Below are 22434 nucleotides of genomic sequence, written 5' to 3' on the forward strand. Positions count from 1 at the left end.
AAACCCGAACGACGTCCACCAAGAAGGAGGCCCCCATGACCGCCGGGAGCGTTCACCGCGGCAAGCGCTGGATCGAGCACTGGGACCCCGAGAACGAGCAGTTCTGGGAAGAGACCGGGAAGAAGATCGCGCGGCGGAACCTGTGGTTCTCCGTGCTGGCCGAGCACATCGGCTTCTCCGTCTGGACACTGTGGTCGGTCATGGTCCTGTTCATGGGCCCGAAGTACGGGTTCTCGGCCGCCGACAAGTTCCTGCTCGTTTCGACCCCGACGCTGATCGGCGCGCTCATGCGGCCGCTCTACACCTTCGCGGTGGCGAAGTTCGGTGGCCGGAACTGGACGATCGTCAGCGCGCTGCTGTTGCTGGCGCCCACCATCCTGGCCGCGATCGCGATGGAGCCGGGCACCTCGCTCGGCACGTTCCTGCTGATCGCCGCGCTCGGCGGGGTCGGCGGCGGGAACTTCGCGTCCTCGATGACCAACATCAACGCGTTCTATCCCGAGAAGCACAAGGGCTGGGCGCTCGGGCTCAACGCGGGCGGCGGCAACCTCGGGGTCGCGGCGATCCAGCTGATCGGCCTGCTCGTCATCGGCACTGTCGGCGCGACCGCGCCGCGGCTGGTGCTGGCGATCTACATCCCGCTGATCGTGGTCGCGGCGGTCTGCGCGTACTTCTTCATGGACAACCTCGCCTCGATGAAGGGCGACACCAAGGCGATGCGCGAGGTCGTCAAGGATCCGCACACCTGGGTGATGTCGTTCCTCTACGTGGGAACGTTCGGTTCGTTCATCGGCTACAGCTTCGCCTTCGGCCTGGTGCTGCAGAACCAGTTCGGGCGGACCCCGCTGCAGGCGGCCGCGGTGACCTTCCTCGGGCCGCTGCTCGGATCCTTCTCCCGGCCGACGGGTGGCTGGCTGGCCGACCGGATCGGCGGCGGCAAGATCACCTTCGTGACGTTCGTCGGGATGGCCGCGGCGACCGTGGTGCTGATCCTGGCGTCGACGTCGAACTCGCTGGCGCTGTTCACCGTCGCGTTCATCGTGTTGTTCGTGCTGACCGGGATCGGCAACGGCTCGACGTACAAGATGATCCCGGCGATCTTCCGCGCCAAGGCGAAGGTCGCGATCAGCGAGGGCGCCGACGAGACCCTCGAACTGCTGAAGGCGCGCAAGCTTTCCGGCGCGTTGATCGGGTTGGCCGGTGCGATCGGCGCGCTGGGCGGGTTGTTCATCAACCTGGCGTTCCGGCAGTCGTTCGCGGACACCAAGAGCGGGGTGCCGGCGTTCATCGCCTTCCTCGTCTTCTACGGACTGTGCTTCGCCGTCACGTGGGCGGTGTACCTGCGGAAACAGCAGGCGGAGGTGGCGAGCACCCGAGGTCTGGCGCTCGCCGGGGCGGAGGTCTGATGCGGAAACTCGTCGTCGCGGGACATGGCATGGTCGCGCACCGGCTCGTCGAAGCCGTGCGCGCGGAGGACAAGACCGGCGAATGGCAGGTGGTGGTCCTCGCCGAGGAGGCGAGGCCCGCGTACGACCGTGTCGCCTTGACGTCCTATGTGGACACTTGGGATCCGGCTTCGCTCGCCCTTGAAGGCGCCGACTACGCCGACGACCCGCAGGTGGAACTGCGGCTCGGCGACGCGGTGACGTCGGTGGACCGTGACCGCAAGGTCGTCGTCACCGAGTCCGGGTACGAGCAGCCGTACGACGCGCTCGTCCTCGCGACCGGTTCGCGGCCGTTCGTCCCGCCGGTGCCCGGTCACGATCTCCCGGGTTGCTTCGTCTACCGGACGATCGAAGACCTCGACGCCATCCGGGAAGCCGCTCAGCGGCCCGGCCGCGGTCGTCGTTCGGCGGTCGTCATCGGTGGTGGCCTGCTCGGGCTCGAAGCCGCGAAGGCGTTGCGGGACATGGGTCTCTCGCCGCATGTCGTCGAGATGGCGCCGCGGCTCATGCCGCTGCAGGTCGACGAGGGCGGTGGTGGCCTGCTGCGGCGGCTGATCACCGACCTCGACGTGACCGTCCACACGGGAACGTCGACCGACGCCATCGAACCGGACGGCGAGCGGTACATCGCCAGGCTCGGCAACGGCACCGAACTCGACGTCGATCTGGTCGTGTTCTCCGCCGGGATCCGGCCGCGTGACGATCTCGCCCGCTCGTCCGGCCTGGAGGTCGGCGCACGCGGCGGCATCCTGGTCGACGAGTCCTGCCGGACCTCCGACCCGGCGGTGTACGCCATCGGCGAATGCGCCGCCGTTGCCGGAAAGGTGTACGGCATCGTGGCGCCCGGTTACGCGATGGCGGAGATCGTCGCCGCACAGCTGACCGGTGGCGAGGGCACGTTCCCCGAACCGGACATGTCGACGAAGCTCAAGCTCATGGGCGTCGACGTCGCCAGCTTCGGTGACGCGCACGCGGCCACCGAGGGCGCGCTGGAGGTCGCGTTCAACGACGCTGTCGCCGGGACCTACAAGAAGCTCGTGATCTCGGACGACTCGAAGACGTTGCTCGGTGGGGTGCTGGTTGGTGACGCGAGCGAGTTCAACACGCTGCGCGCGATGGTCGGCAGGCCGCTGCCGGCCGAACCGGGCGCGATCCTCGCCCCGGCGGGCGGCGGATCGGCGGTCGGGGTCGACGCGCTCCCCGACGCGGCGCAGATCTGTTCCTGCAACGCGGTTTCCAAGGGCGCCATCACGCACGCGATCACCGAAGAGGGTTGCGATTCGGTCGCCAAGATCAAGGGCTGCACGCGGGCCGGGACGGCGTGCGGGTCGTGTGTCCCGCTGCTGGGCAAGCTGCTGACCGCTTGCGGCGTCGAGCAGTCCAAGGCGCTGTGCGAGCACTTCTCGCAGTCGCGTGCGGAGCTGTTCCAGATCCTGCAGGCCACCCGGATCAGCACGTTCAGCGAGATGATCGACCGGTACGGCACCGGAACCGGTTGCGCCATCTGCAAACCGGCGATCGCCTCGATCCTGGCCACACTGGGCAACGGGCACATCCTCGCCGGTGAGCAGGCGACCCTGCAGGACACCAACGACAAGTTCCTGGCGAACCTGCAGCGCAACGGCACCTACTCGGTGGTCCCGCGGATCCCCGGTGGCGAGATCACGCCGGAGAAGCTCATGGTCATCGCGCAGGTCGCGATGGACTTCGGGCTGTACACCAAGATCACCGGCGGACAGCGGATCGACCTGTTCGGCGCCACCGTCGACCAGCTTCCGCTGATCTGGCGGCGGCTCGTGGACGCGGGGTTCGAGTCGGGGCACGCGTACGGGAAGTCGTTGCGCACGGTCAAGTCCTGTGTCGGTTCGACGTGGTGCCGTTACGGCGTCCAGGACAGCGTCGGGCTCGCGATCGAACTGGAGCTGCGGTATCGCGGACTGCGTTCGCCGCACAAGCTCAAGTCCGCGGTTTCGGGCTGTGCGCGGGAATGCGCCGAGGCACGGAGCAAGGACTTCGGCATCATCGCCACCGACAAGGGCTGGAACCTCTACGTCGGCGGGAACGGCGGCGCGACCCCGCGGCACGCGGATCTGCTGGTGTCCGAAGTGGACACTGAGACGCTGATCCGCACGATCGACCGGTTCCTGATGTTCTACGTCCGCACGGCCGACCGGCTGCAGCGCACCGCGCCGTGGGTCGAGGAGATGGAAGGCGGTCTCGACCACCTGCGCGCGGTGATCGTCGACGACAAGCTCGGCATCTGCGAGGACCTCGACGCGGCGATGGCCAAGCATGTCGGGGACTACGCCGACGAATGGCGCGGGGTGCTGGAGGATCCGGAGAAGCTGGCGAAGTTCACCTCGTTCGTCAACGCGCCGGGCACACCGGATCCGACGATCTCGTTCCGTACCGAACGCGACCAGAAGGTGCCCGTGCTGCTGGGCATCCCGGAGGTGAAGCAGTGACGACCTCGATCGAGCGCACCTGGACCGCCATCTGCGCGGCGGGCGCCGTGCCCGAATGGTCCGGCGTCGCCGCCCTGCTCGACGACGGCGTGCAGGTGGCGATCTTCCGGCTACCCGGCGACCGGTGGTACGCACTGTCCAATCTGGACCCGATCAGCGGTGCCGCGGTGCTTTCGCGGGGGATCGTCGGCGATGCCGGCGGTGTCCCCGTGGTGGCTTCGCCGGTGTACAAGGAACGTTTCGACCTGCGGACCGGCGAATGTCTCGACGCCGAGGGTGTCTCGGTCGAGGCTTACCGGGTCCGGGTCACCGGGGGCGTTGTGGAGGTGGAGGCTTCCCCGTGACAGAAGTCCTTCCCCTGGCGGGATTCGTCATCGGTATCACGGCGGCGCGACGAGCTGACGAGCTCGGCGCGCTGTTCGTGCGTAAAGGCGCGACCGTGCGGTACGGCCCGGCGATCCGGATCGTGCCGCTTTCCGACGACACCGAACTGCGATCGGCGACCATGCGGCTGCTGGAAGACAGGGTCGACGCGGTCGTCGCGACAACCGGGATCGGCTTCCGCGGCTGGATCGAGGCCGCCGAAGGCTGGGGACTGGGGGAGGAGCTGCTGGACCGGCTCGGGAAGTCCGCGCTGCTCGCTCGCGGCCCGAAGGCGCAGGGAGCGATCCGTGCGGCCGGGCTCTCGGAGGACTACTCGCCGGGTTCGGAGAGCAACGCCGAGGTCCTGCAGCATCTGCTCGATTCCGGGGTGGAGGGCCAGCGGATCGCGGTGCAGTTGCACGGTGAGCCGCTTCCGTACTTTGTGGACAGTCTGCGGGACGCGGGCGCCGAGGTGATCGAGGTGCCGGTGTACCGCTGGGTCGGGCCTGCCGACCCCGGCCCGCTCGACCGGCTGCTGGACGCGGTGCTCGACGGCTCGGTGGACGCGTTGCCGTTCACCAGCGCGCCGGCCGTCGCGTCCATGCTGGGGGTCGCGAAACGGACCGGTCGGCTCTCGGGAATCGTGCAGGCACTGGAAAAACGGGTCGTGGTGGCCTGTGTCGGGCCGATCACCGCCGGGCCGTTGGCCGCGCTCGGGATCCCGACGGTACAGCCGACGCGCTCGCGGATCGGGGCGCTGGCGCGGACGGTGTCCGACGCGCTCGAAGCCCGCTCGCCACGGCTGACCGCGGGCGGGCGGAGCATCGAACTGCGCGGGCAGGCGGCGTTGGTGGACGGGCAGTGGTGCGACATCGCGCCCGCACCGATGGCGCTGCTGCGGGCACTGGCGGAGTCACCCGGCCGGGTGTTCTCCCGGCGGGAACTGATCTCCGCGTTGCCCGATGGCGGCGAGGAACACGCCGTCGAGACCGCCATCGGACGGCTGCGGAACTCACTGGGGTCGCCGAGGCTGGTCCAGACGGTGGTGAAACGGGGGTATCGCCTGGCCGTCGACCCGTGAGGTGGTCAGGAGAAGGTGACGTGGAGATCGGGGAATTCCCGGGCCGCGGCGACCCGGGCCGCCTCCTCCTCGGCCGCCTTCCGCACGGCCGGGCGGAGCGCGTCGAACGGGGTCACCGTGAAGTCGAGCCGCTTCTTCCCGCTCGCCTTGGCCCGCCAGACCCCGGCGATCTCGCCGTCGGCCAGCAACGCGCCGGGGTTGCCGAGGATCTTCCAGACTTCCTTCTGCTGGGCCTTGTCCGGCACCAGCACGGCGCGATCCCGCGCCTGGACGAACGGATCCAGCGGCGGCAGCAGGCGGACCACGTCCGGCTCCGGCGGGTTCTCCAGCAACGGCACGCTGTCCTGCGGCAGGAACGCCTTCTTGCCGTCGACACGGACCTCGACCAGCTTGTCCGGCCACATCGCGCCGACACCGGTTCTCGTCGTCCCGACGTAGGCGGCGGCGTCGCCGGGAGCGGCGGGGCCGTTGATCCGCAGGTAGCCCTCGACCACCCGCGTCGCCGCCTTGGCGTCGGGAGCGGTCTTCAGGCGGCCGCGCTTTTCCAGCGGCGCCAACGTCGCCGGGCTCGCGCCCGGTTCCAGCCGGACCCCGGCGTGGATCGACGCGACCCGCATCAACTGCTCGTAGATGTGCACGACACCACAGCCGCGGCAGGCGTACGACAGGCCGTCGGGGATCAGTTTCGTGACCGCGCCGCTCACCGTGCCCTTGGTCTGCCGGCCGGTGACGACCTCCCGGATCGCCTTCGCGGCGGTGAACAGGGCGTCCGTCGCGGACATTCCCGCGGCCTCGACCTGCTTGTGCTGCCACAGGATCCGGGCCATCGCGTCCTTTTCGTCGAGTGGCACGAGCGCGGCCCTGATCCCGTCCAGTTCGGCGCGGCGATGGAAATGCGGTGCGCCGCGGTGCGTCCAGGCGAGCACGAACCGGCCGTCTTCCCAGACCGCGGGTGTGAGGTCGCCGTCGATCCGGGCGGCGAGGCCCAGCAGTGCGGTGTCCCGCATGGAGTCCTGCAGGCCGAGGTCGAATACGGCCGCCGCGGCCGCGTCCGTCACCTCGCGGTGCAGTCCGTGCGCCGCGATCCGGTACGCGAGCACCTGCTCGCGGTCGACCTCGAGCACCTGTCCTCCTAAGTGTCTGTTGGTGAACCCGCGTCCGCGATCGCGTCGGCAGGGCGCGACCTGGTCATATCTCTCACGTTGGTGACAGAGGCGCCCTGCCACCGCGATAGCGGGGCCTTCGGCCAGGGCGGGTTCACGCGTTATGTCCCTTTTGCGAGGCACGTCGCAGCTCCGCCAACAGGCTCTAAAGCGCGTAATCGAACGTGTACGACATCGTCGGCTCACCGAGGACGCCCGTGGTGGTACCGGTGCCGGTGATCCCGGCGAGTTCACCCGTTCCGGAGCCTTCGACCACCGAGAACGTGGACGAGATGCCCTTCGCGTCGAAGCCGGTGTCGTGCTTGATCACGAAGCTGCCCTCGCGTCCGTCCACAACGCCCTCGACGCGTTCGAAGCCCGGCGCGGTCGTGCCGCCGCCGTCGTAGCCCTCACCCGCGTAGTACAGCAGGTAGTCGACGATCGACTCGCCTTCGATCAGCCCGCTGTAGGCGAGTGTGGCGTGCGCGTAGGTGACGCGCGGCCCACCGTCGGTGCCGCTGACGATGTTCTCTTCCCAGTTCTTCATGGCGAACGTGTTCATGGGACCTACCCTGACAGCCAAACCTGTCAGAACATGTCAGGTTTTTCGGCGATACTGGATCCATGCGCGCGAGCAGACTCCTGTCGGTCCTCCTCCTGCTGCAGAACCGCGGCCGGATGACGGCCGACGAGCTGGCCGCCGAGCTGGAGGTGTCGGTCCGGACGGTCTATCGCGACGTCGAGGCTCTGTCCGCGGCCGGCGTGCCGGTGTACGCCGATCGCGGGCGCACGGGCGGATATCAGCTGGTCGACGGCTATCGCACCCGGCTGACCGGGCTCACCGAAGAGGAGGCGCAATCGCTTTCGCTCGCCGGTCTGCCCGGCGCGGCCGCCGAACTCGGGCTGGGCACCGTCCTCGCCGCCGCGCAGCTCAAACTGCACGCGGCCCTGCCGTCGGAACTGCGCGCCGGGGCGAGCAAGGTCTCCGAACGGTTCTTTCTGGACGTCCCGGGCTGGCACCGCGGCATCGAGAGCCTGCCGCGACTGTCCGAACTGGCCGACGCGGTGTGGCATACGCGGCGGATCAAGGTCCGGTACGAACGGTGGGGGCAGCGGAAGGTCGAGCGTGTCCTCGATCCGCTGGGCCTGATCCTCAAGGCGGGGAACTGGTACCTCGCGGCACGGTGCGAGGGGAACGACCGGACCTACCGGGTCTCCCGCATCGAGGAGCTCGAAGATCTCGGCGAGACCTTCGAACGGCCGTCCGGCTTCGACCTCGCGCGGTACTGGCACGAGTGGTCGGAGCAGTTCGAAAAGCGGATGTACTCGCGGGTGGCGGTGGTCCGGCTGAACGAGTTCGCCCGCATACTGGTGCCGTTCTATCTGGGCGCGGTCGGCGTGCGGGCGTTGCGGGAAGCAGCCGCCGAGCCGGACGAGGACGGCTGGCTGACGATGGACCTGCCCGTCGAGCCGGGAGAACCGGCCGTCGGTGAGCTGCTGCGCTTCGGCGGGAACCTCGAAGTGCTCGAACCGCCGGAACTGCGCGAGCGGCTGGCGGAGGAGATCAGGAAGATGGGCGCGCGTTATGGCTGACCTGGGCGGCATCACGATCGGGATCACCGCGGAACGGCGGGCCGACGACTTCGTCGCGGCACTGGAACGGCACGGCGCGACGGTGCTGCACGCGCCCACGATCCGCATCGTCCCGCTGCCGGACGACACCGAACTGCGCGCGGCGACGGACGCCGTGCTGGCCGCACCGGTCGGGTTCACCGCGGTCACCACCGGTGCCGGATTCCGCGGCTGGCTCTCGGCCGCCGAAGGCTGGGGCCTGCGCGAACCGCTGCTGGAACGGCTGGCGGCGTCGCGGATCTTCGTGCGCGGACCGAAAGCGGCCGGTGCGGTGCGCGGTGAGGGACTTCGTGAGGAATTCTCCGCGCCGGAAGAGAGCAACGCCGAACTGTTCGAGGGATTGCGCGACGCCGGGGTCCGCGGGGCGCGGGTCGCCGTCCAGCTGCACGGCACCCTGCTGCCCGAACTCACCGGGCTGCTGCGGGAGTCCGGCGCGGACGTCGTCCAGGCGCAGCCGTACCGCTGGCTTTCGCCGGAGAACGTCGAACCGGTGCACGCTCTCGTCGAAAGTGTGCTCGCCGGGCGGGTGGACGCGCTGGCGTTCACCTCCGCGCCCGCGGCGACGAATCTTCTCGCGCTGGCTGGATCGCGTCGCGAGGAACTCCTCGCCGCCTTGCGAGGCCCGGTGTTGTGCGCGTGCGTCGGACCGGTGACCGCCGCGCCGCTGGAAGCCGCCGGGGTGCCGACCGTTCAGCCGGAACGGCAACGCCTCGGCGCGTTGGTGAAACTCCTGGTCGCGGAGCTGCGCTCCTGAGGGACTCTGACTAGTGGTGCAGGTGGGGCGAACGTGGCGAACGCCGAAGTCCGTGAAGGCCTCCTTGGCGAGCACTGACTTGTTGACCTACTGGTGGAGGTCTCGCACCCGTACCGGGGACCTGAGTGAGGTGCCCTTGATCAGCCTCTGAACCGGTGGCGATCCCCGCTGTCTATGAAGGATTTGGGACACTCAACGTCCCAAATCCTTCATTGACACGCTCGACGGCTCGCCCTGCCTCACGGACCGAGCCACCCTTGCCCTGCCCCTCGAACAGAACCGCCAAGCACGAGGCGGGCGCATTCGGCCGTCTTGACGGGGGTGATCCCCTTTGCCAGGCTCGACATACCGGACGCACGGGAGGGCGGCGGATGTCCGAGTCGCAATCGGTCACCTTCGTGCGCGCCATGTTGCGACGGGGATCTTCGGTGCTGGGTGCCAGCCCGCCCGATGAAGCACCCGACCCCGATTCCGTGCCCGATTGGCGCTATCGCGAGGATTCCGCGGATTCGCTGCTGACGCGCGCGATCCGCTATTCCTCGCTCGGCCCGATCTTCTACCGCGTGGCGGCCTTTCCCAAGGTGTACCTCGGTTTCCTGGTCGCGAACGGCTCGGCCGGAATCGTGCCGGTGCTGAGCACGACGATCTTGGCGGTGTTGCTGAACGTCTTCGCCGTCTGGTGGGTAGTGCGGGGCCGCGGCATCCGGGCGAAGACGTCCGGACGGCTGATGTACGCCGATCTCGCGGTGGGCGTGGTGCTCGCGTCGGTCGTGGCCGCCACCGCGCCTGCCGACATCCAGCCGTTCGCCGTCGATGTCGCGTGGACTTGGCTGGTCGGCACGGTGGCGTTGTGGACGTTGTCGTTCGGGCTGCCCGCCGCTTTCCTGGTGGTGCTCGGGGCCTTGCCGTTCCGCCTGTTCCTGACCTGGATCGGCGGCCTTCCGCTCGACGACCCCCTCGCGGTGAGCCGTTCGGTGGGTTGCATGGTCGCGCTTCTCGTGGCGATGGTGACCACGGCGGGGATCCTGATCCTGCTCGGCGTCGGGACACGGTTCGCGCTGGGGATCGGGATGCGTCGCGGTCAGCGCGCCGAGCGGCTGCGGACCCGGCGGGTCATGCACGACTCCGTGCTGCAGACGTTGGAAGCGATGGGCATGGAGGCGCCCGACGACGATTCCGCGGCCGTGCGACGGCTCGCGGAGATGCGCGCGACGGCGCGGGCGCAGGCCGCCGAACTGCGGCGCGAACTCACCGGCCCAGAAGCGCCGTCGGCTCGCGGCCTCGCGGCGGATCTCGCCGAGGTCGCCACCGAAATGGCGCGCGACGGCCTCCGCACCCAGCTCGTCGCGGCCGAGACCGAGGAGGACTACCGCCTCTCGCACGCACGCCGGACCGCCATCCGCGACGCCGTTCGCGAAGCACTCCGAAACACCGTGAAGCACGCCGGGACCAAGCAGGTCGTGCTTCGCGTCGAAGAGCGCGAAGGCGGCATCGCGGTCATCGCGCGGGATCAGGGGACCGGCTTCAGCATGCTGGACCGGCCGCCGGGCTTCGGGATCAGCCAGTCGATCATGGCGCGGCTGGCGGAGGTCGGCGGGCGGGGGACGATCGACTCGCATCCGGGGCGCGGGACCAGGGTGACGCTCTGGGTGCCGCACTGAGACGGCTGCCGGCAGCGTCTTACTGGGGAGCGCGTGAAGGACCCCTTCCCTCGGCTCAGTCGAGGGAAGGGGTCCTTCACGCGCAGCTGGTGTGACTGCTGATGCTTGCGGGCCGCATGCGGCGATCACAAAGTCCGTGAAGGCCTCCTTCCCTACCCTGAAGGTAGTGAAGGAGGCCTTCACGGACTCCGTGTCGGAACCGAAGGTGACTTCCGCGGTGTCGGTTTCACGCGCATCAGGACCGGGCAAGCCCATGCCGAGTGGGGACCGGCATTGCCGCACTGACCGTCTCGTGAGTGGTATGACGGTTCTGGCCAAGGGTGTTTGCGGTACCTACGGCGCGTGAGTCCGTAGCGGCAGGGCCGTGAAGGACTCCTTGAGGGACTCAGAGTCCCTTAAAGTTCCCCTCACCCGCCCCGGAAGGCCGTCACAAGCCTCAACGGCACCACCTGTCACACCGGGAGCGCGTGAAGGACCCCTTCCCTCGGCTCAGTCGAGGGAAGGGGTCCTTCACGCGCAAGCCCATTACATGATGGCGAGAAGGTTCGCTCTAACGACACTTACTACTCGCGAGGGTTCAGTCCTCCTCGGCCGGAACCTCACCGTTCTCGATCTGCCGCATCGTTTCCCGTCCGGCCGCCTCTTCGCTCAGCCCCTGTCGCCAGTACCCGGTGAAACAGATCGCCCGCTTGTCGATTCCGCGCTCCCGCACGAGATGCCGCCGCGTCAGCTTCACCATGTTCGCTTCGCCCGAAATCCACGCGTACGGCGTCCCGCCCGGCAGGTCGGCCTTCCGCACGGCTTCGAGCACCGCGTCGCCGACAGGACCAGAGCCGACAGGACCAGAGCCGCGCACCACCCAGTGCAGCTCGACGGCCCCCTTCGTCTCGAAGACCTGCCGGTCCTCGCGGTCGCCGATCTCGACGTAGACCACCGCCCTGGCCCCGGCGGGCAGTGCCTCGACGATCGCGCCGATCGCCGGGATCGCGGTCTCGTCACCGACCAGTAACTGCCAGGTGGTGTCCGAAGGCACCTCGTAGAGGCCGTGCGGGCCCAGGAACGCGACCTTGTCGCCCTCCGAAGCGCGCGCGGCCCACGCCGAGGCGGGGCCTTCGTCGCCGTGCAGCACGAAGTCGATGTCGATCTCCCGTGCCGACGGCCGCAGTGCGCGCACGGTGTAGGTGCGCATCGGCGGGCGGACGTCGTCGGGCATCGCGAGGTAGGTCCGGTACCAGGAAAGCACCTCGTCGCCGTTCAGCGGCGCGGGCAGCACGGGCTCGGCCTGGCCGGGCTGCGGGAAGAACACCTTCAGGTACTGATCGGGTGCCTGGTCCACCAGCGACGCCCCCGAGAAGGTCACCCTGCTCATATGGGGGGTGAGCCGACGGACAGCGGTCACCTCCGCCTCGATAAAACTCATTAGGCGAGGCTAACCTAAAATAGAGCTCCGGGACCAGCGTCGTCGCCGGGATCACGCTGCCATCGGTATTTTCGCAGGTCGACGCGCTGTCCGTCGGCCAGGACGCCCTCCGCGCGCAGTCGTTCCAGCTGTTCCTGGACCAGATGCGGCGCCGGTGTCCCGTCGGCGCGCAGAATGCGGTGCCAAGGCAGGTCGTGGCCGTCCTCGCCGAGGATCCGCCCGACCAGCCGCGGTGACGGCGCACCCGAAACCGACGCTATATCCCCATAAGTCGCGACCGAGCCGGCGGGCACGCTCGCGATGACCTCGCGCACCCGCTCGTGCAGTTCGTCATCCATGGGACCACTTTGCCGTGCCGCTGCGAGGTTGTGTCGGCGGGGCGTGGTTCCATCGTGGGCGTGAACGGGCGGCGAACAGCGGCAGGAACCGACGCGCGGCTGGTCCGCACGCCGGTCACCGGCACGCCGTCCTTCCAGTGGGATTCCGGCGCCCGCCGCCTGCTGGCCGCCCCCGACGGCTTCCGCCGGGTCCTCGGCGGCCCCGGCACGGGCAAGACGGCGTTGCTGGCGTCGGCGGCCTCGCGGCGCATCGCCGAGGGCGCGGATCCGGCGAGCGTGCTCATCCTGACCACCTCCCGCAAGGCGGCCGACGTCCTGCGTGCCGACATCACCCACCGGCTCACCACCGATCCGGAAGAGGATCCGCTGCCCCGCACGATCCGCGAGCCGCTCGTGCGCACGGTGCACTCGTACGCCTACGCGCTGTTGCGGATGGAGGCCCAGGCCGACGATCTCCCGCCGCCCCGGCTGCTGGCCGGAGCCGAACAAGACGTTGTCGTCCGCGAACTGCTCGCCGGCGACCTCGAAGCGGGCGCGCTCGACTGGCCGGAGCAGCTGCGCCCTGCGCTGAACGTGCCCGGTTTCGCCGAGGAACTGCGGGATCTCCTGCTCCGCGCCGCCGAACGCGGGCTGGGCCCGGAGGATCTGGTCGAACTCGGCAGGCGGCGCGGCCGCGACGAATGGATCGCGGCCGGACGCTTCTGGAGCCAGTACGAAGAGGTCACGCTGCTGCAGGGGGCGGGCGGCAACGCGCTCGGCGTCGCGAGCGCGCCCGCGCTGGACGCGGCGGAACTGGTCACTTCCGCGCTGCTGGCGCTGGAGGACGACGAAGAACTGCGTGAACGCGAACAACGCCGGATCCGGCACCTGTTCGTCGACGACGCGCAGCATCTCGACCCGCTGCAGACCCAGCTCATCCGGCTCATCGGGCACGCCGCCGACGAGTTCGTCGTCGCGGGCGATCCGGATCAGTCCGTGTTCTCCTTCCGCGGCGCGGATCCCCGGCTGTTCGCCGACGCGGACGAAGACGGCGAGCGCACGGTCCTGCTGACCACCGCGCATCGGCATGCCCCGGTGATCCGCACCGCGGTCACGAAACTCGGCTCCGTGCTGCCCGGTTCGGCGCCGCAGCGCAAACTCGTGGACGCGCCGGACGCCGAGGGTGGCGCCGTCCGTGTCCGCCTGATGCCGACCCCGGCCGCCGAGGCGAGCTGGATCGCCGATCAGCTGCGCCGCGCGCATCTCGTCGACGGAGTGCCGTGGTCGGAGATGGCGGTGCTTGTCCGGTCTCCCGCCCGGACTTTCCTTGTCCTGCAACGTGCTTTGCGTGCGGCCGGGGTGCCGATCGGTTCGGCGACCGAGGAACTGCCGCTCGCGAAACAGCCCGCGGTCCGGCCGTTGCTGGCGATGCTGCGGCTCGCCGCCGATCCGGAACTGCTCGACGTCGACCTCGCCGAGATGTTGTTGTCGTCGCCCTTGGGTGGCGCGGATCCGCTCGCGCTGCGACGGCTGCGTCGCGGCCTGCGCAGGTTGGAACTCGCCGGGGGCGGACAGCGGTCCAGCGACGAGCTGCTGGTGGAAGCCTTGCGTACCAACGACGTCCTCACCGGCTTGGCGGAGGCCGAAGCCCAGCCGATGCGCCGCGTCGGCGGCCTGCTGCACGCGGCACACCAAGCCGTGGTGCGGGGCGACGGCGTCGAGCAGGTGCTGTGGGAGCTGTGGCAGGCCAGCGGTCTGGAGCAGCGATTCCTGCGGCTGGTCGATCGCGGCGGTTCACTGGGCTCGCAGGCGGATCGGGATCTCGACGCGATCGTCGCGCTCTTCGACGCGGCCGGTCGCTATGTCGACAGATTGCCGAAGTCGAGTGTCGCCTCGTTCGCGGATTACCTGTCCGCGCAGAACATCGCCGGTGACACGCTGGCGCCCGCGGCCATGAAGAGCGAAGGCGTTTCGCTGCTCACCGCGCACGCGGCCGCCGGTCGCGAGTGGACGGTCGTGTCGGTCGCCGGGGTCCAGGAGGGCAGCTGGCCGGATCTGCGGCTGCGCGGTTCCGTGCTCGGCGTCGAGCGGCTGGTGGACCTCATGTCCGGCGTCGACGACGAGAAGGTGTCCGCCACCGCGCCGATCCTCGCCGAAGAGCGGCGCCTGTTCTACCTCGCCGCGAGCCGGGCGCGGAAGACGTTGCTGGTCAGCGCGGTCGCGGGGGAGGACGAGCAGCCCTCGCGGTTCATCGACGATCTGGAGGAGAACGGCGCGGACGACGGCGGACTCGACTCGCGGATGAAACCGGCCGAGCGGTCGCTGGTGCTCGCCGAACTCGTCGGCGAACTGCGCGAGGTCGTCTGCGATGAGGCGTGTGAGCCCGAAAGGCGGCAGCGCGCGGCCCGTCAGCTCGCGAAACTGGCGGCCGCCGGAGTGCCGGGAGCGCATCCGGGCACCTGGTACGGCCTCCTCGAACCGTCGACCGCTGAGCCCGTGCACAAACCGGGCGATCTCATCCGGATCTCACCGTCCACTGTGGAGGTTCTGGTCAAATGCCCGCTGCGGTGGCTGATCGAACGCCACGGCGGCAGCGATCCGGCGCAACTGGCCGCCGTCACCGGCACCCTGGTGCACGGGCTCGCGCAGGCGGTCGCGGGCGGGAGCAGTGACGAGCAGATCCGCGCGGCGCTCGACGAGGCGTGGGTGCGCGTCGACGCGGGGGCGCCGTGGTTCTCGCGCCGCGAGCGCTCGCGGGTCGAGCAGATGCTGCGGAACTTCATCTCCTGGCTGGAAACCAGCCGCAAGGAACTGATCGAAGCAGGCGTCGAGCAGGACATCGAGGTCGAACTCCCGGTCGGCGACGCGGAGAACAGCGACGTCCGCGTGCTGCTGCGCGGCCGCGTCGACCGGGTGGAGATGGACAAGGACGGCCGCCCGGTCGTCATCGACATCAAGACCGGCAAGGTCCCGATCTCGGCCTCGGACGCCGAACAGCATCCGCAGCTGGCCGCGTACCAGCTGGCCGTGCTGCTCGGCGCGGTCGAGGGCGGCTCGAAACCCGGTGGCGCGCGGCTGGTCTACGTCGCGAAGTCCAACAACAAGACCGGCTCCACCCAGCGTGAACAGGCGCCGCTGGACGAGGACGGCGGCAAGCAGTGGCTCGAACTGGTGCGCTCGGCGGCCGGATCGGCCACCGGCCCGGAGTACGGGGTCACCGAGAACCCGGACTGTGATCGTTGCCCGGCAAGGGGTTGCTGTCCGCTGCGGCCCGAGGGCAGGCAGGTGACCGGCCCTTGATCTCCGATCTTCAGCGCCGTCAGGTCGAACCGGGCGAGATCGCCCGCGCGCTCGGCCTGCACAGCCCGACCGACGAACAGGCCGAGGTCATCGCCGCGCCCATCGAGCCGTCCCTGGTGGTCGCGGGTGCCGGTGCGGGCAAGACCGAGACGATGGCCGCGCGCGTCGTGTGGCTGGTGGCCAACAGTGTCGTACCGCCGGAACGCGTGCTCGGCCTGACCTTCACCCGCAAGGCCGCCCGGCAGCTCGGTGAACGCGTCCGCACCCGGTTGCGCCGTCTCGTCGGATCGGGGCTGCTCGACCGGATCGATCCGACCGGTGACCTGCGCATGACGGTGACCGCCGGGGAACCGACGGTGCTCACCTATCACGCGTACGCCGGCCGGTTGCTGTCCGAACACGGGCTGCGGTTGCCGGTCCAGCCCGGTGTCCGGCTGCTTTCGGAGACGTCTTCGTGGCAGTTCTCGCATCGTGTGGTGTCCACTTGGGACAATGACCTCGACACCGATCGCGTGCCCTCCACGGTGACGGCGCAGTTGCTGGCGCTGGCCGGGGAACTGGGCGAGCATCTGGTCGAACCCGAACGGCTCGCGCAGTACACGTCGTGGCTGTGCGAGGTCATCGAGAACGCGCCTCGGGCCAAGGGGCAACGCGCCGCGCTGCCGCAGAAACTGGCCGAAGTCATGACGGCGCAACGGTTCCGGCTCGCGCTCCTGCCGCTGGTCGAGGCGTACCACGCGCGGAAACGGGCCGAGGGCGCGCTCGACTTCGCCGACCAGATGTCGCTGGCCGCGCAGCTCGCCAGCAGCTATCCGGCGGTGGTCGCGGGGGAGCGCGAGCGATACGGCGCGGTGCTGCTCGACGAGTACCAGGACACCGGTCACGCCCAGCGCATCCTGCTGCGGTCGCTGTTCGGCGGTGTCGAACATCCGCCGATGCCGGTGACGGCGGTGGGCGATCCGGCGCAGGCCATCTACGGCTGGCGCGGGGCGAGCGCGGCCAACCTGCCGAGGTTCACCACGGACTTCCCGCGCGACAACGGCGAACGGCTCGTCCCGGCACTCGATTTCGGGTTGCTGACCAGTTTCCGTAATCCACCCGAGGTGCTGGAACTGGCCAACGCGATCTCGGAACCGTTGCGGGAGCGAGGTCTCGGTGTCGCGCGGCTGCGCGCGCTGGAGGGCGCGGGTACCGCCGACATCGCCTCCGCGTTGCTGCCGGACGTCCGTGCCGAACGCGAATGGGTCGCCGACGCGGTGGCGAAGCGCTGGTTCGAAACCATGGAGGAGACCGGGAAACCGCCCACGGCGGCGGTGCTGGTCCGGCGCCGCGCCGACATGGCGCCGATCGCGGCCGAAATGCGGGCCCGCGGGCTGCCGGTGGAGGTCGTCGGACTCGGCGGCCTGCTCGACGAACCCGAGGTCGCGGACCTGGTCAGCACGTTGCGCGTACTCGCCGACCCGCTCGCGGGCAGCGCCGCCGCGCGCTTGCTGACCGGGGCGCGGTGGCGGATCGCGGCGGCCGATCTCGCGGCGTTGTGGCGTCGCGCGGGCGAACTCTCCTCGCCGGAGCCCTCGGCGAAGTCCGATGTGGACGAACCAGTGCTGGTGACCGAACGGGTCGAGCAGGCTGGCCTCATCGACGCCATCGACGATCCCGGTACGCCGGAACGGTATTCACCGGAAGGGTACCGGCGGATCCGGCGCGTGGGCGCCGAGCTTTCGGCCTTGCGCCGCCGTCTCGACCAGTCGCTGCCCGAACTGGTCGCCGACGTGGAACGCACGATGCTGCTCGACGTCGAGTCGCTGGCCCGTCCCGGACCGGCGGGCCGCGCGCACCTCGACGCCTTCGCCGACGTCGTCTCCGATTTCGCCGAGACCTCGCCGACGGCCACTCTTTTGTCCTTTGTGGACTACCTGAACACCGCCGCGCACGCGGAAGACGGGCTTACCCCCGGCGAGGTGGAGGTCGTCCCGGACCGGGTGCAGGTGCTGACCGTGCACTCGGCCAAGGGGCTGGAATGGCGCATCGTCGCGGTTCCGCATCTGGTCAAGGAGGTCTTCCCCGGCAGGCGGCGTTCGTCGTCGTGGCTGCGGACGTCGACTTCGCTTCCGGCCGCGCTGCGCGGCGACTCCGAGGACCTGCCGGAGCTGCGGATCTCCGAGGGCTATGACCGCAAAGAAGTCCAGGAAGCCTTGGAACTGCACGAAGAAGGTTTCGTGGCACGAGAGGCGGATGAGGAGCGGCGGCTCTGCTACGTCGCGCTGACCCGTTCCGAGCACACGCTGCTCGTTTCCGGGCACTGGTGGAACGAGAGCAGCGCGCGGCCGAAGGGGCCTTCGGAGTTCCTGCTCGAAATCGGCGAGGTGATGCGGGCGAACTCGGTCGGCCGGATCGAGCATTGGGCCGACGAGCCCGAGGGTGACGAGGAGAACCCCCTGGTCGCCGACTCCCGCCGCTCGCGGTGGCCGGTCGATCCGCTGTGGCCGCGGCGTGAGGGTGTCACCAATGGCGTCGACATGGTGCTCGATGCCATGGAAAACGCCGAAGAAGGGGACGTCGAGGAAGAGGAGGATCCGGACGGCTGGATCTCCGACACCAAGGTGCTGCTCGAAGAGCGCGCACGAGCGCAGAACCGCGTCCAGCAGGTCGTGCTGCCGCCGCATCTCTCGGTGAGCCAGCTGGTCGAACTGTCGGCGGACCCCGCCGCGCTGGCGAGGCGGCTGCGGCGGCCGCTTCCGGTGCGCCCCAACACTTACGCGCGCCGGGGGACGGCGTTCCACGGCTGGCTGGAGCAGCGGTTCGGCGGCGAACAGCTGCTGGAGATCGACGATCTGCCTGGTGCGGCGGACGTCGGCGAGGCGCCGGATTCCGAGCTGGAGGCGCTGCAGACGGCGTTCGAGAAGAGCGAGTGGGCGAACCGGGTGCCGCACGCGGTCGAGGTCCCGTTCTCGGCCGACGTCGTGGGCGTGACCGTGCGCGGGCGGATGGACGCCGTGTTCGCGGACGCCGACGGCGGCTGGACCGTCGTCGACTGGAAGACCGGGGCGGTGCCGGAAAAGGAGCGGCTCGCGCCGCTGGCCGTGCAGCTCGCGGCGTACCGGCTGGCGTGGGCGGCACTGAAAAAGGTGCCAGTGGAAAAGGTGCGGGCGGCCTTCCACTATGTGAAACACGACAAGACCGTCCGCCCGGCGGATCTGCTGGACGCCGAAGGCTTGCGAGACCTGCTGCGGAGCGTCCCGACGATCTAGCGTTTCGTCCTCTGGACGCGGGTCAGGCGCCCGGCAAAGTCGCATAAACGCTGGTCAGTACACCGACAGGCCGGTCAAGGTCGTGAGTGGCAATGAGGGTTCTAACCCTATTTGGCACTCACGACCCCACCCCGACTCAAGCTCCGCCACCGGCGCATGCGAACCCGCCACGCTCGCCCAAGATCGCATTCAGAGGACGAAATGCGGGTCAGGCGCGGTCGCGGACCTTCAGCGCCCAGGTCACGAGCGGGATCTGAAGCGGAACGCGGGCCCAGAAAGCCGCTCGCCAATGCTTCGGCGCCTTTCGGCGATCGGCGTCCACGGCCATCTTGACGTTCCCCGGCAAGACCACGACGAACAGCAGCGCGGCCGCGAGCCCGCCGAGACGGCGCGTTTTCGGCGCGGCGATCGCGGCGGCGACCCCCAGTTCGGCGACACCCGAACCGTAGGTCCACGCGCGAGGCGAACCGGGAAGCTGCTTCGGGATGATGGCGTCGAACGGTTTGGGCTGGAGGAAGTGCAGGACGCCCGCCGCGCCGAGGAGGCCGGCGAGGAAATACGCGGGCCGCTGCGACGGCTTGGATTCCGAAGACATGCCCTGAGCTTCGCATACCGCGCTGAAGGCGAGGATCTTCGGCTATCCTCGGCGACCGTGAGTGACGCGGACCAGGCCGGAGCCTGTGCATGAGGGTTCTCAAGCGTTTCCCGGTCCGGCTGAGCGACCGCCCGGACCACGAGCTCGTCGGCGTGATCCGGATGCCGGAACTGACGGTCAGCCCGCTGCGGTCGATCCTCAAACGGATCATCGGCGCGATGCTCGCCCTGCTCGCGACCGTCCTGATCGTCTACTTCGACCGGGACGGCTACCGCGACGCCAACGGCGACGGGCTCAGCCTCCTCGACAGCCTCTATTACGCGACGGTGTCGCTCTCGACCACGGGGTACGGTGACATCGCGCCCGCGACGTCGTCCGCGCGGCTGGTGAACGTCCTGGTGATCACCCCGCTGCGGGTGCTCTTCCTCATCGTCCTGGTCGGTACCACCCTGGAAGTGCTCACCGAGCGCTCCCGCCAGGCTTTCAAGATCCAAAAGTGGAGGACGAAGGTGCGTGACCACACGGTCGTCGTCGGATTCGGCACGAAGGGCCGGTCGGCGGTCAACGCGCTGCTCGGGGACGAGAACGTCGAGCCCGACCACATCGTCGTCGTCGACACCGAGCAGCAGGCCCTCGAAGCGGCCACTTCGCTCGGCCTGGTGACCGTGCACGGCTCGGCCACCCGCGCCGACGTGCTGCGGGTCGCCGGTGTCCAGCGGGCCAAGGCCGTCGTCGTCGCCCCGAACCGGGACGACACCGCGGTACTGGTCACGCTGACCGCGCGCGAACTGGCGCCGAAAGCCCACATCGTGGCCTCGGTGCGGGAGGCGGAGAACGTCCACCTGCTGAAGCAGTCGGGCGCGAACCAGGTCGTGGTGTCGAGCGAGACGGCAGGCCGCTTGCTCGGTATGGCGACGTCGTCGCCGCTGGTGGTCGACATGGTCGAGGACCTGCTGACCCCCGAGTCCGGCCTCGCGATCGCCGAACGCCCGGTGGAACCGTCCGAAGAGGGGGGCTCGCCGCGGCATCTGTCGGACATCGTGCTCGGCCTCGTCCGCGGCGGCGTCCTGTACCGCGTGGACGCTCCGCAGGCCGACGCGATCGAGCCGGGCGACAAGCTGCTGTACGTCCGCAAGGTGACGGCCGCGGAGACCATCGAACGCTGACCCCTCGGCGGTAGCGGGGGACCTTTGGTATCACCTTCGCAGCCGGGAGGGTTCGCTGTGTTTTGCCGCCCGGTTCTGGGAGCATGGCGATCGTGCGCAAGCGATCGGACCCCGCCAGAGGGCTCACCCCGGGGTGGAACTCCCTGGCCGTGGCGGCCGGTGCCGGCCTGCTGGTGATCTTTCTGGCCTGGCTCGCCGGGCCTGGTCTGTTCGGCATCACGAACGAAACTCCGGGGACGACCGTGAGGGCCGAGGTCGTCCAGCCCGCGCCCTGTACGGGCAGCGGCGCCACCGAGACCGTCAAGTTCGAATTCGGCGGCCAGCCCAGGGAAGGCTCGCTCAACGCCTGTGGGCACGGCAAGGGCGAGCGGGTCGAGGTCGTCGTCCCCGACGGCGCCACAGGTGCCACTGTCCCGGTGCACGCGGCCGACGCGGCGACCGGAGCGAGCGACGCGCGGCGTCCGCTCGGGCTGGCACTGCTGGTGTTCAGCTGCTTCGCCGGCGGGATGTACGTCTTCCTCGTCCTGCGTGGGCCGCGGCGGCTCGCGCCCGCGTGACCGGACTGGCCTGGTCAGGAGCGTGTGGATTTTGCTTCGTCTAACGCAACAAAATCCACACGGTCACGCATCGCACCTTGGCCTGCGAGGCGTCAGGAGACGGCGCTGGCCGGAGCCGAGAAGGTGTTGCAGTCGGCGATCCGGTTGTTGCTCGCACCGGCCCGCCACCAGGACGCGTAATGCGCGTTCGTCCCGTGGTCCTGGCTGCGTGAGGTGTTGTCGCCCCGGGTCTCCTGGTCGTTCCAGGCCTTGTTGTACATGTCCCGGCTGACCGTGCCGCCCTGGTCGACATGCGCGCCGAGGAACATCCCGGAGAAGCACTGCGCCTGCAGTTCCTTCCGCCGCGACATCTCCAGCCCGGCCGGGCTGTTCTGGCCGGCGTCGTAGATCTTCTGCCAGGCCGCGTCCATCAGCCCGGCGACCTCCTGCACGTGATGCCCGTACTCGTGGGCGAAAAGCGCGAGGTAGACGCCGGGATTGTTGCCGTACTGGTCGGTCTGCAGACCCCGGAACGGCACGTAGAGGTTGTTCTCGCAGTAGTAGGCCGCCGTCGCGATGCCCACCTGGATCGTGCCGCATTCGGTCTCGAAGCTGGCGCCGGTCGGGAAGTGCAGGGCGGGCGGGGTGAACGGCAGGCGGTAGGCCTCGAGGAAGGGGCCCCACGCGTTGTCGAGGCATTTGCCCGCCGCGGTGAAGAACGCCTCCGCCGCCTGCTGGCTGCTCTGCCACTGCGGCAGCGTGCAGACGCGGTTCTGCAGGCCGGCGTTCGGATCCTGGAGCATCGGGTGGTCCGCGAGTTTGAGGATCTTCTGCGGCCCGTTCGAAGTGGACGGCGCCCTGGACGGCGACGTCGGGAACGGATCCGGCGAGGACGAAGGCGACGACGACCCGCTCGGCGGCAGGGCGGCCGGGGAAGTCGGGCCGGGGGAGTTCTGGTAGCCCGCGTTCGCTACGTGATCGTTGTCGTCACGATTGAGTGAAACGATCGCCACCAGACCGAGGACCAGTACGGCGACCGCGCCGAGGCAGATCCCGATGATCGCGCCGGCCGACCGGCGCGGCGGCGTCGGGAACTGGTGTGGCGCGCCTTGCCACGGGGCAGGGGGCTGGCCGTGCACCGGCGGTGGCTGGACGGCGCCGCGTGGCGGCCACTGGCCGTGGGGCGGTTGCGTCATCAAGTCGGTCCCGGGTGGTCCTAGGGGCGAACCGGGGGTACCCGGCCCGAATGTTCAGCATAACGAGCTAACGGCGCACCCTCCCATTGCTCGCTGCAGAGGGTATCCAT

17 protein-coding genes are annotated in these 22434 nt (G+C 69.5%); 11 read left to right on the forward strand and 6 right to left on the reverse strand.

The features are described from left to right. Nucleotides 1–35 precede the first annotated feature (35 nt). Genes ACZ5ZX_RS27295 through ACZ5ZX_RS27310 form a run of 4 tightly spaced genes read left to right on the forward strand, consistent with a single transcriptional unit; the run spans nt 36 to nt 5354 of the window. A complete protein-coding gene (locus tag ACZ5ZX_RS27295; protein WP_465504816.1) occupies nt 36–1406 on the forward strand; it encodes a nitrate/nitrite transporter in 1371 nt (456 codons plus the stop codon). Continuing rightward, complete coding sequence (gene nirB / locus ACZ5ZX_RS27300) at nt 1406–3910, forward strand: nitrite reductase large subunit NirB (RefSeq protein ID WP_465504817.1); 2505 nt, start codon at nt 1406–1408, stop codon at nt 3908–3910. Before ACZ5ZX_RS27295 ends, nirB begins: the two co-directional genes overlap by 1 nt. Further along, nucleotides 3907–4254, forward strand: a complete 348-nt coding sequence (nirD, locus tag ACZ5ZX_RS27305; protein WP_465504818.1) for a nitrite reductase small subunit NirD — start codon at nt 3907–3909, stop codon at nt 4252–4254. The genes nirB and nirD overlap by 4 nt, the downstream gene beginning before the upstream one ends. Then, nucleotides 4251–5354: a uroporphyrinogen-III synthase gene (locus tag ACZ5ZX_RS27310; RefSeq protein WP_465504819.1), complete on the forward strand. Its 1104-nt coding sequence runs from the start codon at nt 4251–4253 to the stop codon at nt 5352–5354. The genes nirD and ACZ5ZX_RS27310 overlap by 4 nt, the downstream gene beginning before the upstream one ends. A gap of 5 nt (nt 5355–5359) precedes the next feature. Here ACZ5ZX_RS27310 and ACZ5ZX_RS27315 read toward each other — a convergent pair whose 3' ends face one another. Continuing rightward, entirely contained in the window at nt 5360–6478 is a 1119-nt protein-coding gene (locus ACZ5ZX_RS27315; RefSeq protein ID WP_465504820.1) for a DNA glycosylase AlkZ-like family protein, read from the reverse strand. A 184-nt stretch (nt 6479–6662) separates the two neighbouring features. Continuing rightward, nucleotides 6663–7058: a DUF3224 domain-containing protein gene (locus ACZ5ZX_RS27320; protein WP_465504821.1), complete on the reverse strand. Its 396-nt coding sequence runs from the start codon at nt 7056–7058 to the stop codon at nt 6663–6665. Between the two features lie 62 nt (nt 7059–7120). On the opposite strand from ACZ5ZX_RS27320, the gene ACZ5ZX_RS27325 reads away from it, so the two are divergent. The 3 genes from ACZ5ZX_RS27325 to ACZ5ZX_RS27335 all read left to right on the forward strand — a co-directional run bounded on the left by ACZ5ZX_RS27325 (nt 7121) and on the right by ACZ5ZX_RS27335 (nt 10543). After that, nucleotides 7121–8089: a helix-turn-helix transcriptional regulator gene (locus ACZ5ZX_RS27325; RefSeq protein ID WP_465504822.1), complete on the forward strand. Its 969-nt coding sequence runs from the start codon at nt 7121–7123 to the stop codon at nt 8087–8089. After that, entirely contained in the window at nt 8082–8882 is an 801-nt protein-coding gene (locus tag ACZ5ZX_RS27330) for a uroporphyrinogen-III synthase (protein WP_465504823.1), read from the forward strand. Before ACZ5ZX_RS27325 ends, ACZ5ZX_RS27330 begins: the two co-directional genes overlap by 8 nt. A gap of 371 nt (nt 8883–9253) precedes the next feature. Next, nucleotides 9254–10543: a sensor histidine kinase gene (locus ACZ5ZX_RS27335; protein ID WP_465504824.1), complete on the forward strand. Its 1290-nt coding sequence runs from the start codon at nt 9254–9256 to the stop codon at nt 10541–10543. Between the two features lie 577 nt (nt 10544–11120). Here the strand turns inward: ACZ5ZX_RS27335 and ACZ5ZX_RS27340 are convergent. Both ACZ5ZX_RS27340 and ACZ5ZX_RS27345 read right to left on the reverse strand, forming a co-directional pair. After that, nucleotides 11121–11963 (reverse strand): siderophore-interacting protein, encoded by an 843-nt coding sequence (locus ACZ5ZX_RS27340; RefSeq protein WP_465504825.1) that lies wholly within the window; start codon nt 11961–11963, stop codon nt 11121–11123. A 14-nt stretch (nt 11964–11977) separates the two neighbouring features. Beyond that, nucleotides 11978–12301, reverse strand: a complete 324-nt coding sequence (locus tag ACZ5ZX_RS27345) for an MGMT family protein (RefSeq protein WP_465504826.1) — start codon at nt 12299–12301, stop codon at nt 11978–11980. 54 nt (nt 12302–12355) lie between these two features. Between ACZ5ZX_RS27345 and ACZ5ZX_RS27350 the strand changes: the two genes are divergently transcribed. Beyond that, nucleotides 12356–15580, forward strand: a complete 3225-nt coding sequence (locus ACZ5ZX_RS27350; protein ID WP_465504827.1) for an ATP-dependent helicase — start codon at nt 12356–12358, stop codon at nt 15578–15580. After that, nucleotides 15577–18831, forward strand: coding sequence for an ATP-dependent helicase (locus tag ACZ5ZX_RS27355; protein WP_465504828.1), 3255 nt, complete (start codon nt 15577–15579; stop codon nt 18829–18831). Before ACZ5ZX_RS27350 ends, ACZ5ZX_RS27355 begins: the two co-directional genes overlap by 4 nt. Before the next feature lie 208 nt (nt 18832–19039). Here ACZ5ZX_RS27355 and ACZ5ZX_RS27360 read toward each other — a convergent pair whose 3' ends face one another. Continuing rightward, on the reverse strand, nt 19040–19426 hold the full coding sequence (locus ACZ5ZX_RS27360) for a DoxX family protein (protein ID WP_465504829.1): 387 nt from the start codon (nt 19424–19426) through the stop codon (nt 19040–19042). An 89-nt stretch (nt 19427–19515) separates the two neighbouring features. Here ACZ5ZX_RS27360 and ACZ5ZX_RS27365 point away from each other — a divergent pair, with 89 nt between their 5' ends. Further along, nucleotides 19516–20592 (forward strand): potassium channel family protein, encoded by a 1077-nt coding sequence (locus ACZ5ZX_RS27365; protein ID WP_465504830.1) that lies wholly within the window; start codon nt 19516–19518, stop codon nt 20590–20592. Nucleotides 20593–20741: 149 nt separating this feature from the next. After that, nucleotides 20742–21149: a hypothetical protein gene (locus ACZ5ZX_RS27370; RefSeq protein ID WP_465504940.1), complete on the forward strand. Its 408-nt coding sequence runs from the start codon at nt 20742–20744 to the stop codon at nt 21147–21149. Between the two features lie 92 nt (nt 21150–21241). Here the strand turns inward: ACZ5ZX_RS27370 and ACZ5ZX_RS27375 are convergent, their stop codons facing one another. Further along, nucleotides 21242–22324 (reverse strand): neutral zinc metallopeptidase, encoded by a 1083-nt coding sequence (locus tag ACZ5ZX_RS27375; protein ID WP_465504831.1) that lies wholly within the window; start codon nt 22322–22324, stop codon nt 21242–21244. Between the last annotated feature and the right edge of the window lie 110 nt (nt 22325–22434).

The organism is Amycolatopsis sp. NPDC033938, assembly GCF_055575975.1.

Excerpts from the sequence above, each read along its gene's own strand:
- ACZ5ZX_RS27325 (WP_465504822.1), top strand. The coding sequence starts at position 7,121 with ATGCGCGCGAGCAGACTCCTGTCGGTCCTCCTCCTGCTGCAGAACCGC.
- ACZ5ZX_RS27335 (WP_465504824.1), top strand. The coding sequence starts at position 9,254 with ATGTCCGAGTCGCAATCGGTCACCTTCGTGCGCGCCATGTTGCGACGG.
- nirB (WP_465504817.1), top strand. The coding sequence starts at position 1,406 with ATGCGGAAACTCGTCGTCGCGGGACATGGCATGGTCGCGCACCGGCTC.
- ACZ5ZX_RS27340 (WP_465504825.1), bottom strand. The coding sequence starts at position 11,963 with ATGAGTTTTATCGAGGCGGAGGTGACCGCTGTCCGTCGGCTCACCCCC.
- ACZ5ZX_RS27295 (WP_465504816.1), top strand. The coding sequence starts at position 36 with ATGACCGCCGGGAGCGTTCACCGCGGCAAGCGCTGGATCGAGCACTGG.
- ACZ5ZX_RS27360 (WP_465504829.1), bottom strand. The coding sequence starts at position 19,426 with ATGTCTTCGGAATCCAAGCCGTCGCAGCGGCCCGCGTATTTCCTCGCC.
- ACZ5ZX_RS27375 (WP_465504831.1), bottom strand. The coding sequence starts at position 22,324 with ATGACGCAACCGCCCCACGGCCAGTGGCCGCCACGCGGCGCCGTCCAG.
- ACZ5ZX_RS27320 (WP_465504821.1), bottom strand. The coding sequence starts at position 7,058 with ATGAACACGTTCGCCATGAAGAACTGGGAAGAGAACATCGTCAGCGGC.
- ACZ5ZX_RS27345 (WP_465504826.1), bottom strand. The coding sequence starts at position 12,301 with ATGGATGACGAACTGCACGAGCGGGTGCGCGAGGTCATCGCGAGCGTG.
- ACZ5ZX_RS27330 (WP_465504823.1), top strand. The coding sequence starts at position 8,082 with ATGGCTGACCTGGGCGGCATCACGATCGGGATCACCGCGGAACGGCGG.
- ACZ5ZX_RS27365 (WP_465504830.1), top strand. The coding sequence starts at position 19,516 with ATGAGGGTTCTCAAGCGTTTCCCGGTCCGGCTGAGCGACCGCCCGGAC.